The sequence below is a fragment of the Streptosporangium sp. DT93 genome, from assembly GCF_049844535.1.
Taxonomy (GTDB): domain Bacteria; phylum Actinomycetota; class Actinomycetes; order Streptosporangiales; family Streptosporangiaceae; genus Streptosporangium.
The window spans coordinates 64,007-79,777 of record NZ_JBNCLF010000004.1 but is presented as its reverse complement, the minus strand read 5'-3'; the positions used below and the strand labels follow the sequence as shown (position 1 = coordinate 79,777).

The following is a 15,771-nucleotide window of genomic DNA, read 5'->3' as shown; positions in this document are numbered from 1 at the left end:
GGAGGCGCGGGTCAGCCGATGTCGCGGCGGCGGAAGCCGTACAGCCCGGCGGCCGTCAGCGCCGCCGTGATCGCGACCAGCGCGATCAGCGGTGACGCGGTCACCTCCCCGCCGGGCACGTGGGGAAGATGGCTGAAGGGGGACAGGTTCAGCAGCGCCCCCGGCAGGTCCAGGGCCGCGCCGACCTGCCCGAACAGCAGGAACGCCACCAGCGCCACCCACGCCAGGACGACCAGCCTGGGCAGCAGCCCGAACAGGGCGGCCGCCAGCGCGCCCAGCGACCACACCGCGGGAAGCTGGACGAGCGCCGCCCCCAGGATCTCGGGCACCTGGGCGCCCACGTCCCCCGTGGCGGCACCGTAGGTGATCCCCATCGACAGTCCCAGGACCACCATGGCCACGGCCGGGCCCGCGAACACGAACACCAGGTGGCTCGCCATCCAGCGGGCCCTGCCCACCCCGGCGGCCAGCAGCGGCTCGGCGCGCATGAGCGTCTCCTCGGCACGCATCCGCGACGCGGCCTGGACCGCGTGGCAGGACACGGCGACACCCAGGACGCTCGTCACGCTCGCGAGGAAGACCTGGCTCACGCCGGAGGCGCCGCCCAGCCTGGCCAGCATCTCCAGGACCTGCCTGTTCTCCCCGAGCGCGCCGGAGGCGGCCTCGGCGGCGGCACCCAGCACCGCGCCCCCGAAGGCCGTGCCCGCGCTCCAGCCGATCAGCGGCCCCCTGTGCAGACGCCAGGCCAGCGCCGACGGGCCGGCGAAGCCGGGGGCGGCGCCGGCGGGTCCCGGCCGGGGCGGCAGCAGGCCCGCCCCGAGGTCCCTGCGCCCGGCCAGCGCGTAGGAGAGCGCGCAGAGCGCGGCCAGCAGCGCGGCGAACAGGGCCAGCGGCCACCACTCCTCCTCCGCGAAGGGGCGCATCCGCTGCCCCCAGGCGATGGGGGAGGACCACGACAGCCCGTCGGCGCCGCTCGCGTCGCCCGCCATCCGCAGCACGTACGCGATCCCGAGCACCGAGATCGCGATCGCCCTCGCGCCGCCCGCGCTCTCGGTGAGCTGCGCGGCCACGGCGGCCACCGCCGCGAACACCAGGCCGACGGCGGCGTAGCCCAGGCCCGTGGCGAGCGCGCCCGGGACGGGGTAGGCGGCGAAGGACAGGGTGATCAGCAGCCCGGCGAGCAGGCAGGCCGCCCCGGCCACGACCAGCGCCGCCGACAGGCCGGCCCGGCGGCCCAGCACGGTGGCGCCCAGGAGCTCGCGCCGGCCCGTCTCCTCCTCCACCCGGGTGTGCCGGATCACGGTCATGATCATGGCCAGCGCCAGGATGACCGGGGTGAAACCCGCCCGCCACACGCCCATGGCTGCGGCACTCCCCTGCGGGACCGGTCCGTACAGGGCGGAGAAGGCCGGGGTGGAGCTCATCGAGGCGGCGAACCGGCGCAGGGCGGCCTCGTCGGCGTACACCTCCGCGATGCCGGAGGTCTGCACGATCGGCAGCGCGGCGATCACCAGCACCCACGGCAGGAGCACGAACCTGTCGCGGCGCAGGATCAGCCTGACCAGGGACCACGTCCCGGTCATCGGGCCGGCTCGCTGCGGTAGTGGCGCATGAAGAGCTCCTCCAGCGTCGGCGGCCGGCTGGTGAGCGACCGCACCCCGAGAGCCGACAGGTGCCGCAGCGCCTCGTTCAGGCCGTCGGCGTCCACCTCGAAGGCCACCCGGTCGCCGTCGACGCGGAGACCGTGGACACCGCGCACGGCTGCGAGACCGTCGGGCGCGGTGACCAGCTCGGCGTCGACGGAGGTACGGGTCAGGTGGCGCAGCTCGGTCAGGGTGCCGGTCTCGACCGTGCGGCCGTCGCGGATGATGCTCACCCGGTCGCACAGCTTCTCCACCTCGGCCAGGATGTGGCTGGAGAGCAGCACCGCGCGTCCCCGCGCGCGCGCCTCGCCGACGCAGTCGGTGAAGACCGCCTCCATCAGCGGGTCCAGCCCGGAGGTCGGCTCGTCCAGGAGCAGCAGCTCCGCGTCGGAGGCGAGCGCGGCGACCAGGGCGACCTTCTGCCGGTTGCCCTTGGAGTAGGCGCGGCCCTTCTTGCGCGGGTCCAGCCCGAAGCGCTCGATCAGCTCGTTCCTGCGCGCCGTGTCGAGGCCGCCGCGCAACCGGCCGAGCAGGTCGATGACCTCGCCGCCGGACAGGTTGGGCCACAGGGTGACGTCGCCCGGCACGTACGCCAGGCGGCGGTGGAGCTCGACGGCGTCCTTCCAGGGGTCGCCGCCCAGCAGGCGGACCGTCCCCGAGTCGGCCCGCAGCAGCCCGAGCAGGACGCGGAGGGCGGTCGACTTGCCCGCCCCGTTGGGGCCCAGGAAGCCGTGCACCTGACCGGCCTGGACCTCGAGATCCAGGCCCGCCAGCGCGTGTGTCCGGCCGAAACGTTTCGTCACGCCGGACATGGAGATGACATTACTCATGCTTTAGAACGTACAGAGCTTTCAGAGATAAGTGAACGCAGTTTCTGTGAAATCCTCGATGACCGACCGAGGGAGACCGATGCGCGATGAGGACGCCGTTCGCCAGTTCGTGGAGCGGATGAGCCACCAGATGGCCGAGTGGAACTTCCCGCCGATGGCCGCCCGGGTGCTGCTCACCGTGATGACCGCGGAGGAGGACGCGCTCAGCGCCGCCGACCTGTCACAACGGCTCAACGCCAGCTCGGGCTCGATCTCCGGTGCCGTACGCCACCTCACGGCCATCGGCATGATCCACCGGGAGCCGGTGCCGGGGTCGCGGCGCGACTTCTACGGGATCAGCGACGACACCTGGTGGGAGGCGACGCTCACCAAGGGCAACCGCCTCCAGCTCGTCGTCGAGGCCATCGAGGAGGGCCTGGAGGCGCTCGGCGGCCCCGAGACCCGTCCCGGCCGCACCCTGGCCGAGATGCGGGACTTCATGGCCTTCTGCCACGAGGAGATCCCGCTCCTGCTGGACAAGTGGCGCGCGCGGCGGGACGCCTCCCTCGGTGACGTCGTCCCGTGAGGCCGTCACGGGGTGGGATCGGTCCTCGGCGAGGCCGCGTCCCCCGCGTCCCCCGCGTCCCCTGGCGGGACCGCTTCCCGGTGAGGCCGCTCCCGCCGCTCTAGTCGCGCAGGACGTCCTCCGGGGGCACGGCCTCGACCCCGTGCGCCTCGGCCACCGGCCGGCTGGTCAGGTGGCCCTCGTAGGTGTTCAGGCCCAGCGCCAGCGCGGGATCGGCCCGCAGGGCCTCCCGCCACCCCTGGTCCGCGATCGCCAGCGCGTACGGCACGGTCACGTTGGTCAGCGCGTAGGTCGAGGTGTGCGGCACGGCGCCCGGCATGTTGGCCACGCAGTAGAACACCGAGCCGTGCACCCGGTAGGTCGGGTCGTCGTGGGTGGTGGGGCGGGAGTCCTCGAAGCAGCCGCCCTGGTCGATGGAGATGTCCACCAGGACCGAGCCCGGCCTCATCCGCGACACCAGCTCGTTGCTCACCAGCTTGGGCGCCTTCGCGCCCGGGACCAGCACCGCGCCGATCACCAGATCGGCCTCCAGCACCGCCCGCTCGATCTCGTACGCGTTGGAGGCCACGGTCTTGCAGTGGCCCTTGTAGATCACGTCCGCCTGGCGCAGCCGGTCGATGTCGCGGTCCAGAAGGAGCACCTCCGCCTGCATGCCCAGCGCGATGACCGCGGCGTTCATGCCGGAGACCCCGGCGCCGATCACGACCACGGAGGCCGCGCGCACCCCAGGGACCCCGCCCATCAGCACGCCCCGCCCACCGCCCTGGCGCATCAGGTGGTAGGCCCCCACCTGCGGGGCGAGCCGCCCGGCCACCTCCGACATCGGCGCCAGCAGGGGCAGGAATCCCCCGGCGCTCTGCACGGTCTCGTACGCGACGCCGGTGACGCCGGACTCCAGCATGGCCAGGGTGCACTCCCGCGAGGCGGCCAGGTGCAGGTAGGTGAAGAGCACCTGTCCCTTGCGCATCCGGTGGTACTCCTCGGGGACGGGTTCCTTGACCTTCAGGACCAGGTCCCCCTCGGCCCACACGTCGTCGGCGGAGTCCACGATGGTCGCGCCCGCGTTCCGGAAGTCGTCGTCGGGCAGGGAGGACCCCAGGCCTGCGTTTTTCTCGACGAAGACCCGATGGCCGTGCCGGACGAGCTCGTGCGCTCCGGCGGGGGTCAGGGCCACGCGGTACTCGTGGTTCTTGACCTCGCGGGGAACTGAGATCCTCACGGCTCCTCCAGGGTGGGCGCGTGTCCTGCTCGGCACGGTGCTCTCCCCCTGTGCGTTCCCCGAAAGGGGGCGGTCACGCCCGCCGCCGGCGGACGGCGAGGTCAGGGAGGCCGTCCGCCGCCGGCCGTCCGCCGGGGTCCGCCCCGGTCCGGCCGGGACATGATCCTTCTTTCCGGCACATGTCCTGACGTACGGGGTTACCGGCCGGTCGCGCAGATCGGTAGGCTCGCCGCGAACGCATGCGAACGGCTGTGAGGAACGCGGGGACGTGACGATGGGGACGAACGCGGGGCAGGGTGGGGGGCCGCCTGGACCGCAGAGGCCTCAAGCCGGTTCCGGCGACCCGTCCGGGGCGTCGCGGGAAGCTCCGCCCGGCTCCCGCGACGCCCTCGGACCCGACCCGCGCGATCTCGGGCCCGACCCTCGCGACGCCTTCGCGCCCGGCTTCTACGACGCCTTCGGGCCTCGCATCCAAGAGGTCTTCGCGTCCGACACCTACGACGCCTTCACGCCGCCGCCGCGCTCCGGCGCCCGGTCCGGACGCCACTCCCGCGGCGTCACCGGGTCCGGGGACACCGCGGGAGCGGCGTCCGGCGGGCAGGGCGCGCCCGGCCGCGATGCCGGCGCTCCCGAGCCCGGCGGCCCGGAGCAGGGGGGCCCGGAGCAGGGGGGCCCGGAGCAGGATGGCCCGGAGCAGGGTGGCCCTGACGGCCTGAGCGGCCCGGCGTACGGCGACCTCGGTGGCCCGAGCGGCCCGAGAGGACCGGGCGGCCCCGGGGACGGCGATCCTGACGGCCCGAGCGGACCGGGCGGCCCCGGGTACGGCGGTCCGGGTCCGGGAGGCCGGCCGTACGGCGCCCCCGCGTACGGGGAGGCGTGGCCGGGGCGCGGGGGCCGGGGCGCGGACGAGCCCGGCGAGGAGGCGACGCGGGTGGGTGGCTTCGGGACGGGCGCACCCGGCGCCGGCCCGCAAGGGGCCTTCGGCATGCCCGGCGCCGGTGTGCCGGGTCCGGACGCCCCCGGGAGCGGCGTTCCCGGGGGCGCCGGGGTGCTCGGTCTTCCCGGGGGCGCCGGGGTGCTCGGTGCCGGCCCGCCCGGAGCCGCCGACGCGCCCGGCGCCGGTGCGCCTGGGACGGGAGTGCCGGGAAGAGGTGCGCCTGGAACGGATGCGCCCGGCAGGGGGACGCCACCGGCCGGAGGCGGGCCGGCGGTTCCCCGGGCGAGCCGGGCCACCACCGTGGTCCTGGTGGCGGCCCTCGTCGTGGTCGTGCTGGTCACCGGGGTCCTCGGCACCATCGCGGTGCTCATGACCCGCAACCCCGACATGCCGCTCGGCGCCCCGCCGCCCAGCAAACTGGCGGTCCCGATCCACTTCGCGCCGGTGACCGAGGTGAAGGCCGGCACCTGCACGGTGCCCGAGACCTTCCCCGACGATCTCGGGCAGAACTGCTACACGGTCGCCGCGGGCATCACCGTGAACGCGGTGCGGAAGATCGAGGCCGTCCAGGAGAAGAGCGGCGGCTACTCGGTGAGGATCGCGTTCGCCCCCGCCTTCCGCGAGCAGATCAAGGCCCTGACCCAGGAAGCGGTCGACGAGGAGAACCCCGTCAGGCAGCAGATCGCGATCGTGGTGGGGGAGAAGGTGGTGGCCGCCCCCCGGGTGGCCCAGGCGATCACCGACGACAGCCTGAGCATCGCCGGATCCTTCACCAAGGAGCAGGCGGACGCGATGGTCGTCCGGCTGCGCGGCTCCGTCGCGGTGCCGTCGTCGTCCGGCCCCCAGACGAGCGAGTCGGTCTTCACCCCGCCCGTCGGCGACCCCGCCGCGACCGACCCCGCCGCGACGAACCCCGCTGCCACGAACCCCGCCGCGACCGACCCCGCTGCGACGAATCCCGCCGCGACCGACCCGGCCGCCACGAACCCCGCCGCCACGAACCCGGCCGCCACGAACCCGGCCACGAACCCCGCCGCGAACGACTCGGCCGTGACGAACCCCGCCCCGCAGAACGGAGCGACGACCACGCCCCCCAAGGGAGGCACCGACCCCCAGTACCGCACCTGCAAGCAGGCGATGGCCGACGGGTACGGCCCCTACTACCGTGACGTCCACGAGGAGTACGCGTGGTACGCCGACGTGGACAAGGACGATGTCGTCTGCGAGTCGAACACCTGACCCGAGGACGCCGCCGGCCCGTGACGACGCGGAGGGCGAACGCGGCCGGAGGGTCCGGGAGAGGCGGGGAGGACCCGGGGCGGACGGGTGTGTTCGCGACAAGCGAAAGGCCAGGTCCTGTGACGGACCTGGCCTCAGGGGGTGCTCACGCCGGGCCCGGGGGAGGAAGCCGACGACGTGACGCCGAGGTCACCGGGAGAGGTGCCTCGGTATCGAGAAGCCCTTCACGGAAGCGGATTCGGTTCCGATCCGCTCACGGTTGCGCCTGACGAACTGAGTCCCGACTTAGTCGGGACCATTCCAGCCCAGCTCGCCCATGGCGTTCAGCGGCAAAGAATAGTCAACGGCGGTGTTCTGAGGGGCAGACGAATCGGCGCTCGCGGTCGTAACATTGCTAGAGGCGGCAAAAGCAGCCGCAAATAGCATGGCGAGGGCAGACAGGGACAAGGTAAGGCGTCGGCGCACGGGGAGACTCCTGTCGTGGGTTCTGCTTCTCAACACTATCTTTCAAGGGGCAACGTGACCGGTCAAGACTTAGTGGGGCAACGCATCAAGACCGTCCGTCGGCAACGAGGTCTCTCCCAGGCGCAGCTCGCCCATCCGGAACTCTCGGACAGCTATGTGTCCCTCATCGAGAGTGGCAAGCGTACTCCGACCCCCGCAGTGTTGGAGCTTCTCGCCGAAAAACTCGACTGTTCGCTCACCTATCTGGTGAACGGGGTCACGGCCGAGCAGATGCAGGAGATCGAACTCGCGCTGAGGTACGCGAAACTCGCGATGGAGAACGGCGAGGTCGTCGAGGCCCGTACCCGCTACAGCGAGCTTCTCGCGGACGGCGGCCTGGCGGGCCTGCCGCAGCTGCGGCAGGACGCCGAGTACGGCCTTGCCCTGGCGACCGAGGCCTGCGGCGAGCTCGACCAGGCGATCACCCTGCTCGAAGGGCTGCGGGAGAACGACCTGGTGGTCATGAACCCCGAGCGCCACGTCGCGGTCGCCGTCGCGCTCTCCCGGTGCCACCGTGAGAAGGGCGACCTGGCGCGGGCGGTGCAGGTCCCCGAGCAGATCCTCGGCGGCGCGGTCCGGCCGGCCTGGAACGACGACCTGATGAGGCTGGGCGGCCAGCTCCTGGTGGCCTACATCAGCCGGGGCGACCTGCTCCGGGCGCGCCAGTTCTCCGCCGAGCTGCTGGCCGCCGCCGAGGTCCTCGACACCCCGCAGGCGCTCACCCTGGCGTACTGGGGTGCCGCGATCGTCGCCGTCGAGAGCGGGCGCGCCCAGGAGGCGGTCGCCCACGTCGAGCGGGCCCTGGCCATCCAGTCCGAGTACGGCGACCCGCGCCGGCTGGCCCGCCTGCGCGGCGACTACGCCCAGGTGCTGCTGACCGCCCGGCCGATGGAGGCCGAGGCGTGGCGCGACGTGCTGCTGAAGGTGGAGGGCGAGCTCTCCGAGAGCGCCGCCAACCCGATGGACAAGATGCGCTGCGCGATGAACCTCGCCCGGGTGGAGCTGCTGCTCGCCCGGCCCGAGCCGGCCGCGGAGCGCATGCAGGTCGTCTGCGGCATGCTCGACGGCCTCCCGCAGATCATGCAGGCGGAGGCACGGCTGCTGTACGGCCAGACCCTCGCCGAGCTGGGCAGGCAGGAGGAGGCCGCGCGGGAGCTGGGGGCCGGGGCCGAGTGCCTGAAGCGCTCGCCCACCACCAGGGACACCGCCCACGCGTGGCTCACCGCCGCGCAGGTCCTGGAGCGCATCGACGAGCCCGTCCGGAGCGTCGACGCCTACAAGCGGGCACTGGCCAGCGTCGGACTGTAGGCCGCCCGGTGCCCCTGATGCCCTCGGTGTCCTTGATGCTCCCGATGTCGCCGGACGACGCGGCGCGGCGCCGGCCTTCCCCGGGGAACGGCCGGCGCCGGGTCACGGGCTCCCCGGGGCGTCCCCGGCCGGGGACGCCCCGGGCCCGGGACCTTCCGTGAGGGCCGGGCGGGAAAGGACACGCGGCCGTGGATCGGGTGGGGGTCGTGACCGCGGTGCCGCGTCGGTAGCCTTGTGGTTGCCATGAAGACTTCCCCTGTCGCGGCCCTCCTCGCGCTCCTCGCCGTCCTCGTCCTCGGCACGGCCCTCGCCTCGCCCGCACTCGCCCATGACCGGCTCAAGAGCAGCGACCCGGCCAAGGGCGCGGAGATCGAGAGCCTGAAAGAGGTGAAGCTGACGTTCAGCGCCTCGGTGCGCTTCCCGAACGTCGTCGTTCGCTCCGGGGACGAGAACCACCAGGAGGGCAAGCCCTCCGCCGACGGTCCCGTGGTGACCCAGAAGGTCAAGGAGGATCTTCCTCCCGGCCGGTACGTCATCGCCTACCGCGTCGTCTCCTCCGACGGGCACCCGATCGAGGGGGAGATCCCCTTCACCCTCCTCGGCCCTGACCCCTCCCCGTCCCAGGCGCCGGAGTCGCCGTCCGCGGACGCCGGGTCCGGCTCCGCCGCGGCGAGCGCTCCCGCCACGAGCGCCTCCACCACGGCCGCCCCGGCCACGGACCCGCTCGCCCCGGCCGCCGCGTCCGAGGACTCCGGCTCCTCGGGAGGCGTACCGGGCTGGATGTGGATCGTCGTCGGCGCCCTGACCGGCGTCGGCATCGGCCTGTTCTTCAGCATGCGCGGCAAGAAGCAGCCGTGAGCGGCCCCGCGCGGGCCGCGCAGAAGACCCCGGCGACCCCGGAGCCGAAGGGCGGGACGCTGCGGATCGTCCTGGCCGGCACCGCCGCGGCCGTCGCCGCCCTGGTGATCGCGATGATCGCCGGAGGCGCGGCGTTCCCCCGGATCATCCCCGGCCTGCCGGACCAGGGGGCCTTCACCCGCTGGGGCCTGCCGCTGGCGAAGCTGGCGATGGACGGGGCGGGTCTGCTGACGGTCGGCACGCTCCTGGCAGCCGCGATCCTCCTCCCCAGCGACAAGGGCCTGCTGGGCGGGTCCGCCCTCACCTACGTCAGGGCCGCCTCCTGGACCGCCCTCGTCTGGGCCGGGGCCGCCGCGGCCACCATGGTCTTCAGCCTCTCGGACGCGTTCGGGCTGCCCGTGACCGAGGTGCTCGGCGGCGACGAGCTCACCAGCTTCGCCAGCCAGGTCTCCCAGGGCATCGCGCTGACGCTGGTGGTGCTGTTCTCGGTCGCCATCGCGCTCTTCGCGCGCGGCGCGATCACCGTGAGCGCGGCCGGCGGCCTGCTGGTCCTGGCCCTGGCCACGATGCTCCCGCCCGCCCTGACCGGCCACTCCTCCTCCTCGCCCAACCACGACCTGGCCACCACCGCCGTGGCCGTGCACCTGATCGTCCTGGCCCTGTGGGTGGGCGGTCTCGGCGTGCTCTGCGCGCACGCGCTGCGTCGCCGGCCGCACCTGGCGATCGCCGCCGCCCGCTTCTCGTCCCTGGCGCTGTGGTGCTTCATCGGGGTGGGGCTGTCGGGCGTGTTCAGCGTCATGGCCAGGCTCACCTCCGTCTCGGAGCTGTTCACCTCGTCGTACGGGCTGCTGCTGCTGGCCAAGACCGCCGCGTTCGCGCTGCTCGGGGTCATCGGCTGGTGGCACCGCAGACGGACCCTGCCGCTGCTGGCCACGCAGGGGTCCGGGACGTTCGTCCGGTTCGCCACCGGTGAGATCGTCGTCATGTTCGCGGCCGTCGGGCTGGCCGTCGCGCTGTCGCGCACCGCGCCGCCGCCCGCCGTCCTGCCCGTGGACAGGGCCTTCGAGCTGCTCGGCTACAGCATGCCCCCGGAGATCTCGGTCGCCAACCTGGCGTCGCTGTGGTGGTTCGACCTGTTCTCCGGCACGATCATCGCCCTGCTGGCGGGTCTGTACGCCGCCGGTGTCGTCCGGCTCGTCCGGCGCGGCGACTCCTGGCCCAAGGGCCGGACGGCCGCCTGGTTCACCGGTGTCCTGATCCTGCTGGTCGCCACCCAGAGCGGTGTCGCCCGCTACGCCAAGGTGCTGTTCAGCGCGCACATGGCCGAGCACATGACGCTCTCCATGATGGTGCCGATCTTCCTGGTGCTCGGCGCGCCCGTGACCCTGGCGCTGCGCGCCCTCGCCCCCGCGGCCCGCCGGGGTGACCGGGGGCCCAGGGAGTGGGTGACCACGATCCTGCACAGCAGGTTCGTCCGGTTCGTCTCGCACCCGGCGATCGCCACGGCGATCTTCATCGTCTCCACCTACGCGCTGTACTTCACGCCGCTGTTCGCCTCCGCCATGGAGGAGCACCTCGGCCACATCGCGATGACGGTGCACTTCCTGCTCAGCGGCTCCCTGTTCTTCTGGGTGATCATCGGTATCGACCCGGCCCCCCACCGGCTGCCGCACTTCGCCCGGCTCATCCTGCTGTTCGTGACCATGCCGTTCCACGCGTTCTTCGGCATCGCGCTGATGAGCATGACCAGCGAGCTGGCCCCGGAGTGGTACGACCAGCTCGGCCGGACCTGGGGCCCCACCGCCGTGGCCGACCAGCAGGCCGGCGGGGCCATCGCCTGGGGGTTCGGGGAGATCCCGACGCTGATCGTGCTGCTCGCGCTGGCCTTCCAGTGGTGGCGCGCCGACGACCGCGGGGCCCGGCACGCCGACCGCCGCGCCGAGGCCGCCGCGGCCCGCACGGGCGGAAGCGGGGACGAGCGGCTCGACGACTACAACGACTACCTGGCCAAACTCAACAGGAGAGACGGCAGTCGGTAACCGGACGGCTACGCCCTCCTACCCTTGACCGCTTTCTCGGAGGCCCTCCCGGTAGCCTGGTGTCTCAGGGGGGCTCGTGCTCACCGCAGCGGGCGCAGCGCATCGTCACCGCGCGCCACGCCGAGTCACATCCGGTCGGGGGGCCGGTGACTGACATGTGCATCAGGGAAGGGTGAGCGGTGTCCGAGGAAGTGCGTGTACGCGATGACAGGAGCCGGACCCTGGCCCAGGCCCTTGAGGAACACCTCACCGCATGGTCGGAGCGCACCGGGATCGCCGTCGAGATCTGGGCGCTGCCCGGCCGCGACGTCCCGGCGGCCTTCGCCGAGGTCGTGCTTGCGGTGCTGGAGGAGGCGCTCGCCAACGTCGAGCTGCACAGCCGCGCCCGCGTCGTCTCCGTCGCCGTCACCCACGGGTCCGGCGGGCTGCGCATGACCGTCAGCGACGACGGCGTCGGTTTCTTCGGTGAGGCCCGGGGACGGGGCGTCGCCGCGATGCGTGACCGGTTCCGGCGGCTCGGCGGGTCGCTGGGGGTCAACGGCAGTCCCGGTGAGGGGACCACCGTCACCGGGGTGCTGCCCCACCGGAGGTAGGCCGGGGCGGGGGGCCGCCTGTCGGCCCCTCGGCTCACCGGCCCTTCGGTTCACCGGTCCCTTCGGCTTACCGGCCTCTTGGCTTACCGGCCCCTTCGGCTCACCGGCCCCTTGGCTCACCGGCTCTTTGGCTCATCGGCTCTTTGGCTCACCGGCCCTTCGGCTCGCCGGTCGGCCGCGGGCGCCGGTTCGGCCCGGTCGTCCCGGTCGCCGACCGCCGGTTCGTCCCGGGCGGCTCAGGGAAGCGTCAGGATCTCGCGGCCGGTCTCGGTCACCAGGATGGTGTGCTCGAACTGGGCGGTCCGCCTGCGGTCCTTGGTCACGGCGGTCCAGCCGTCGGGCCAGACGTCGTAGTCGATGGTGCCGAGCGTCAGCATGGGCTCGATCGTGAACGTCATCCCCGGAACCAGGGTGACCGCCAGCGACGGGTCGTCGTAGTGCGGGACGATCAGGCCCGAGTGGAACGTGGTGCCGATGCCGTGACCGGTGAAGTCGCGGACCACGCCGTAGCCGAACCGCTTGGCGTACGCCTCGATCACCCGGCCCGCCACGTTGAGCTGGCGTCCGGGGGCGACGGCCTTGATGGCCCGCTCGGTGGCCTCCCGGGTGCGCTCGACCAGCAGGCGCGACTCCTCGTCGACGTCGCCGACCAGGAAGGTCGCGTCGGTGTCGCCGTGCACGCCGCCGATGAAGGCGGTGATGTCGACGTTGACGATGTCACCGTCGCGCAGCACGGTGTCGTCCGGGATGCCGTGACAGATCACCTCGTTGATCGAGGTGCACAGCGACTTGGGATAGCCCCGGTAGCCGAGCGTGCTGGGGTAGGCGCCGTGGTCGCAGAGGAACTCGTGGCCGATCCGGTCGAGCTCGTCGGTGGTGACGCCGGGGGCCACGTGCCGCCCGACCTCCTCCAGGGCCTGGGCGGCCAGCCTGCCCGCGATCCGCATCCGCTCGATGATCTCGGGGGTCTTGACGTCGGGTTCCCCGGTCTTCGGGGATTTCTTCCCGACGTACTCCGGCCGCTGGATGTGGGAGGGGACCTTGCGGAGGGGAGAGATCCGCCCGGGCTGGAGCAGTGTCGTCATGGTCCCGCAGTCTAGTTGCCTCGTCACTGGGCAGGATTGCGGCATGAGTGATCAATGGTGGTTCTGTCTCACGCACAAGGCCGTCGAACCCGAGAAGGGGTGCCCGAACAAGGACCGGATGGGGCCCTACCCGACGCGCGAGGCCGCGGCCGGCGCGCTGCAGACCGCGGCCCGGCGGAACGAGGAGTGGAAGAGGAACGACGACGACGACTGAGGCCGTCGTCGTGGACGGCCGCCCGCTAGCCGTCCACGACGGCGTACGCGCGCACGGGGAAGGTCCCCAGGCCGGCCAGCAGCGGTGGCGCGGCGTGGAGGCGGAACCCGCTGCCGGGCAGCGCGGCCAGCCCGGTCATGTGCTCCACGATCGGGATGCCCGCACCGAGCAGCAGCGTGTGCGCGGGACGTTCGCCGCGGGGCGGGGTGTCGTCGATGTTGAGGCTGTCGATGCCGACGAGCGCGGGCCCCCGCTCCGCGAGCCACCGGGCCGCCTCCGGTTCGAGGAAGGGGTGGCCGTGGAAGTAGGCCTCGGTGCCGAAGTGCCGGTCCCAGCCGGTGTGCAGCAGCACGGCCCTGCCGCGCACGTCCAGCCCCGAGAGCCGGTCCAGGCCCACGGAGGACGCCCCCTCGGCCCGTACGACCACGCCCGGCAGGTCGGCGAGCGACTCCAGCGGCACCCCTGACAGGTCGGGTCCCTGCGGGTAGCGGTGGTAGGGGGTGTCGAGGTAGGTGCCGGTGTTGGCGACCAGTTCGACGCTGCCGATGTGGAACTCCGTGCCCGGCGCGTAGACCTCCCGGGAGGCCTCCCGGCTGAGGTGCACGCCGAGGCGGGGGCCGGGGACTCCGGGGTAGGTGATCATGCCCTCGGTGATGCGGTGGCTCAGCTCGACCAGCCGGCTCACGGCACGCTCACCTCCCCGCGCCTCGTACGGGTCGCGACCATCCCGCCGATCGCGACGAGGCCGATCACGCCCCAGACGACGTTCAGGATCGCCGACGGCCAGGCCGCGTGGTAGGCCGAGTTGACCATCAGGGCGACCGCCCCGACGAGGTTGGTCACCTGGTAGGGCATGCCGTCACCGGACATCCTGGACATCGAGACCATGGCGTACCCGTACAGCAGGGCGGCGGCGCCGGCCCAGCCGAGCAGGTCGAGGAAGAGGGACACGGGATCACGCTCCCGGTGGGAAGAGGCTCATGCCCCCATGATTTCCGTCCCGCTCACTGAAGGGCAAATAAAGTTCTCTTAATATCTGCGTAAGCTTGGCTACATGGACATTGACCCCCGTCGGCTGCGGGTGCTCCACGAGGTCGCCCGCCGCGGCGGCGTCATGCGCGCGGCCGAGGCGCTCCACCTGACGGCCTCGGCCGTCTCGCAACAGCTCGCGCTCCTGGAACGGGAGGTCGGGCTCTCCCTCATCGACAGGTCGCAGCGCCGGGTCGCCCTCACCCCCGCGGGCAGGGTCCTCGCCGGGTACGCCGAGCGCGTCGAGGAGGAGCTGGGCGAGGCCAGGCGGGAGCTGATCCGCTTCACCGAGCGGCTGGCCGGGCCGGTGGCGATCGCCGCGTTCCCCACCGTCATCCGGCACCTGCTGGTGCCCGCACTCGCCAGGCTGGCCGAACGCCACCCCCGGATCACGCCCCGCATCCGGGAGCTGTACGGGCCGCCCGCGCTGCAGGAACTCCGCCTCGGCGGGGTCGACCTCGCCATCACCGAGCAGGACGCGGACGAGACCGTCGTGGTGAGGCAGGCCATCGCCTCCCACCCCCTCTACGTCGACGAGTACCGGATCGTGGCCCCGCCGGGATGGGCGGAGGTCCCCCGGGAGGTGGCGGACCTGGCCGGGGTGCCCTGGATCGCCGGGCCGCCCGGCCAGGCCTGCGGCCAGGCCCTGGAACGGCTCGCCGCCCTGCACGGGTTCACCCCGAACCGGGTGCACCTGATCCAGGAGTTCCCGCCCACGCTCGCCCTGGTCGCGGCGGGGCACGGGGTGGCGATCGTGCCGTCGCTGGCCCTGCTCGACGTCCCCGAGGGCGAGGTCGTCGTCACCGGCATCACCGGCGTGGGCGCCAGGAAGCTGGAGGCGATCACCCGGGTGAGCCGTACCCGCTCGGGTGAGCCCGACCCGGTGCAGGCCGTGGTCATCGCGGCGCTCAGGGAGGCGGCCGAGGAGCTGTCGGGACGGCTCGGGGAGCGCTGGAGGACCTCCTGACCGCACCGGCGGCGGACCGGCCGGCGACAGCGGTCCGTGCCCGGGACCCGGGGCTCTCCTGGATCTGTCCGGAAGCCCCTCCGGTGAGCACGGCCCGTCCGGTGAGCACGGCCCGTCCGGTGATCCGGGGACTAGTCGGTGATCCGGGGGCCGCTGACCCGTTCCAGCAGCCTGGCCAGCCGGTCGCGCAGCCCGGGGCGGCGGCCGGCCTCGCCCGCGGCCATGCTGACCAGGTGCTGGGCGCCGTCGAAGGAGAACGGCGCCCGCTCGGGGATCGTCAGCGCGTCGTGGGCCAGGGCGGCCAGCTCGGTGTCGCCGCCGTCCAGGGCCAGGATCGTCGTGCCGGTCCTGCGGGCGTCGCTCACCCGCTCCAGCAGCGTCTCCGGAGCCGCCTCCTCGGCCACCACGAACAGGGTCTCGCCCCGTCGCGCCCGCCCGATCCTCTCCAGCCCGACCCGCAGGTGCGCCGGCGCGTCCGGGGCGGGCGCCCAGCGGACCAGCGTGGGGGCGAGCTGCGGCAGCCCGGACAGCCTGGCCTCGTCACCCAGGTGCGCGGTCAGGTGCCAGGGTTCCTCCTCGGGGGTGCCCACCACCATCAGCCCGCCGGGGGAGCGTGTCGCGCGCAGGGCGAGGCCGAGCTCGCGGGTCCGCTCGACCCAGCCGGTGGAGGCCAGCATCTCGCGCAGCAGTGTCACCGAACCGGTGTCCATGGGGCCTATCGTGCCTCACCGACCCCGCGGC

The 15,771-nt window shown here is 73.1% G+C and carries 15 protein-coding genes; 8 read left to right on the top strand and 7 right to left on the bottom strand.

Going from position 1 to position 15,771, the window contains the following annotated elements:
- Positions 1 to 11: 11 nt before the first annotated feature.
- Positions 12 to 1,583 (bottom strand): ABC transporter permease, encoded by a 1,572-nt coding sequence (locus ACLQ2R_RS10750; RefSeq protein ID WP_425959244.1) that lies wholly within the window; start codon positions 1,581 to 1,583, stop codon positions 12 to 14.
- Positions 1,580 to 2,473, bottom strand: a complete 894-nt coding sequence (locus ACLQ2R_RS10745) for an ATP-binding cassette domain-containing protein (RefSeq protein WP_425959243.1) — start codon at positions 2,471 to 2,473, stop codon at positions 1,580 to 1,582. Before ACLQ2R_RS10745 ends, ACLQ2R_RS10750 begins: the two co-directional genes overlap by 4 nt.
- A 79-nt stretch (positions 2,474 to 2,552) precedes the next feature.
- Here ACLQ2R_RS10745 and ACLQ2R_RS10740 point away from each other — a divergent pair, with 79 nt between their 5' ends.
- Complete coding sequence (locus ACLQ2R_RS10740; RefSeq protein ID WP_425959242.1) at positions 2,553 to 3,038, top strand: GbsR/MarR family transcriptional regulator; 486 nt, start codon at positions 2,553 to 2,555, stop codon at positions 3,036 to 3,038.
- Between the two features lie 100 nt (positions 3,039 to 3,138).
- Here the strand turns inward: ACLQ2R_RS10740 and ald are convergent, their stop codons facing one another.
- Complete coding sequence (ald, locus tag ACLQ2R_RS10735; RefSeq protein ID WP_425959241.1) at positions 3,139 to 4,257, bottom strand: alanine dehydrogenase; 1,119 nt, start codon at positions 4,255 to 4,257, stop codon at positions 3,139 to 3,141.
- Positions 4,258 to 5,503: 1,246 nt separating this feature from the next.
- On the opposite strand from ald, the gene ACLQ2R_RS10730 reads away from it, so the two are divergent.
- The 5 genes from ACLQ2R_RS10730 (at position 5,504) to ACLQ2R_RS10710 (ending at position 11,735) form a co-directional block, all read left to right on the top strand.
- Positions 5,504 to 6,433, top strand: coding sequence for a SecDF P1 head subdomain-containing protein (locus ACLQ2R_RS10730; RefSeq protein WP_425959240.1), 930 nt, complete (start codon positions 5,504 to 5,506; stop codon positions 6,431 to 6,433).
- Positions 6,434 to 6,913: 480 nt separating this feature from the next.
- Positions 6,914 to 8,245 carry a helix-turn-helix domain-containing protein gene (locus tag ACLQ2R_RS10725; protein ID WP_425959239.1) on the top strand — a complete coding sequence of 444 codons (1,332 nt, stop codon included), beginning with the start codon at positions 6,914 to 6,916 and terminating at the stop codon, positions 8,243 to 8,245.
- Positions 8,246 to 8,488: 243 nt separating this feature from the next.
- Positions 8,489 to 9,103: a copper resistance CopC family protein gene (locus tag ACLQ2R_RS10720; protein WP_425959238.1), complete on the top strand. Its 615-nt coding sequence runs from the start codon at positions 8,489 to 8,491 to the stop codon at positions 9,101 to 9,103.
- Positions 9,100 to 11,142 (top strand): cytochrome c oxidase assembly protein, encoded by a 2,043-nt coding sequence (locus ACLQ2R_RS10715; RefSeq protein ID WP_425959237.1) that lies wholly within the window; start codon positions 9,100 to 9,102, stop codon positions 11,140 to 11,142. Before ACLQ2R_RS10720 ends, ACLQ2R_RS10715 begins: the two co-directional genes overlap by 4 nt.
- Before the next feature lie 191 nt (positions 11,143 to 11,333).
- On the top strand, positions 11,334 to 11,735 hold the full coding sequence (locus ACLQ2R_RS10710; protein WP_425959236.1) for a sensor histidine kinase: 402 nt from the start codon (positions 11,334 to 11,336) through the stop codon (positions 11,733 to 11,735).
- Between the two features lie 236 nt (positions 11,736 to 11,971).
- Here the strand turns inward: ACLQ2R_RS10710 and map are convergent, their stop codons facing one another.
- Positions 11,972 to 12,820, bottom strand: coding sequence for a type I methionyl aminopeptidase (gene map / locus ACLQ2R_RS10705; protein WP_386232355.1), 849 nt, complete (start codon positions 12,818 to 12,820; stop codon positions 11,972 to 11,974).
- A gap of 43 nt (positions 12,821 to 12,863) precedes the next feature.
- On the opposite strand from map, the gene ACLQ2R_RS10700 reads away from it, so the two are divergent.
- Entirely contained in the window at positions 12,864 to 13,034 is a 171-nt protein-coding gene (locus ACLQ2R_RS10700; protein ID WP_425959235.1) for a hypothetical protein, read from the top strand.
- 25 nt (positions 13,035 to 13,059) lie between these two features.
- On the opposite strand, the gene ACLQ2R_RS10695 is transcribed toward ACLQ2R_RS10700, so the two are convergent.
- Together ACLQ2R_RS10695 and ACLQ2R_RS10690 are read right to left on the bottom strand one after the other, a co-directional pair.
- Positions 13,060 to 13,719: a cyclase family protein gene (locus ACLQ2R_RS10695; RefSeq protein WP_425959234.1), complete on the bottom strand. Its 660-nt coding sequence runs from the start codon at positions 13,717 to 13,719 to the stop codon at positions 13,060 to 13,062.
- On the bottom strand, positions 13,716 to 13,985 hold the full coding sequence (locus ACLQ2R_RS10690) for a CBU_0592 family membrane protein (RefSeq protein WP_425959233.1): 270 nt from the start codon (positions 13,983 to 13,985) through the stop codon (positions 13,716 to 13,718). Before ACLQ2R_RS10690 ends, ACLQ2R_RS10695 begins: the two co-directional genes overlap by 4 nt.
- 103 nt (positions 13,986 to 14,088) lie before the next feature.
- Here ACLQ2R_RS10690 and ACLQ2R_RS10685 point away from each other — a divergent pair, with 103 nt between their 5' ends.
- Positions 14,089 to 15,030, top strand: a complete 942-nt coding sequence (locus ACLQ2R_RS10685; RefSeq protein WP_425959232.1) for a LysR family transcriptional regulator — start codon at positions 14,089 to 14,091, stop codon at positions 15,028 to 15,030.
- Between the two features lie 131 nt (positions 15,031 to 15,161).
- On the opposite strand, the gene ACLQ2R_RS10680 is transcribed toward ACLQ2R_RS10685, so the two are convergent.
- Positions 15,162 to 15,740, bottom strand: coding sequence for a hypothetical protein (locus ACLQ2R_RS10680; protein ID WP_425959231.1), 579 nt, complete (start codon positions 15,738 to 15,740; stop codon positions 15,162 to 15,164).
- Positions 15,741 to 15,771: the final 31 nt, after the last annotated feature.

Bases quoted from the DNA above. Each gene is read 5' to 3' on its own strand.
- ACLQ2R_RS10750 (WP_425959244.1), bottom strand. From the start codon at position 1,583: ATGACCGGGACGTGGTCCCTGGTCAGGCTGATCCTGCGCCGCGACAGG.
- ACLQ2R_RS10745 (WP_425959243.1), bottom strand. From the start codon at position 2,473: ATGAGTAATGTCATCTCCATGTCCGGCGTGACGAAACGTTTCGGCCGG.
- ACLQ2R_RS10740 (WP_425959242.1), top strand. From the start codon at position 2,553: ATGCGCGATGAGGACGCCGTTCGCCAGTTCGTGGAGCGGATGAGCCAC.
- ACLQ2R_RS10720 (WP_425959238.1), top strand. From the start codon at position 8,489: ATGAAGACTTCCCCTGTCGCGGCCCTCCTCGCGCTCCTCGCCGTCCTC.
- map (WP_386232355.1), bottom strand. From the start codon at position 12,820: ATGACGACACTGCTCCAGCCCGGGCGGATCTCTCCCCTCCGCAAGGTC.
- ACLQ2R_RS10700 (WP_425959235.1), top strand. From the start codon at position 12,864: ATGAGTGATCAATGGTGGTTCTGTCTCACGCACAAGGCCGTCGAACCC.
- ACLQ2R_RS10685 (WP_425959232.1), top strand. From the start codon at position 14,089: ATGGACATTGACCCCCGTCGGCTGCGGGTGCTCCACGAGGTCGCCCGC.
- ACLQ2R_RS10680 (WP_425959231.1), bottom strand. From the start codon at position 15,740: ATGGACACCGGTTCGGTGACACTGCTGCGCGAGATGCTGGCCTCCACC.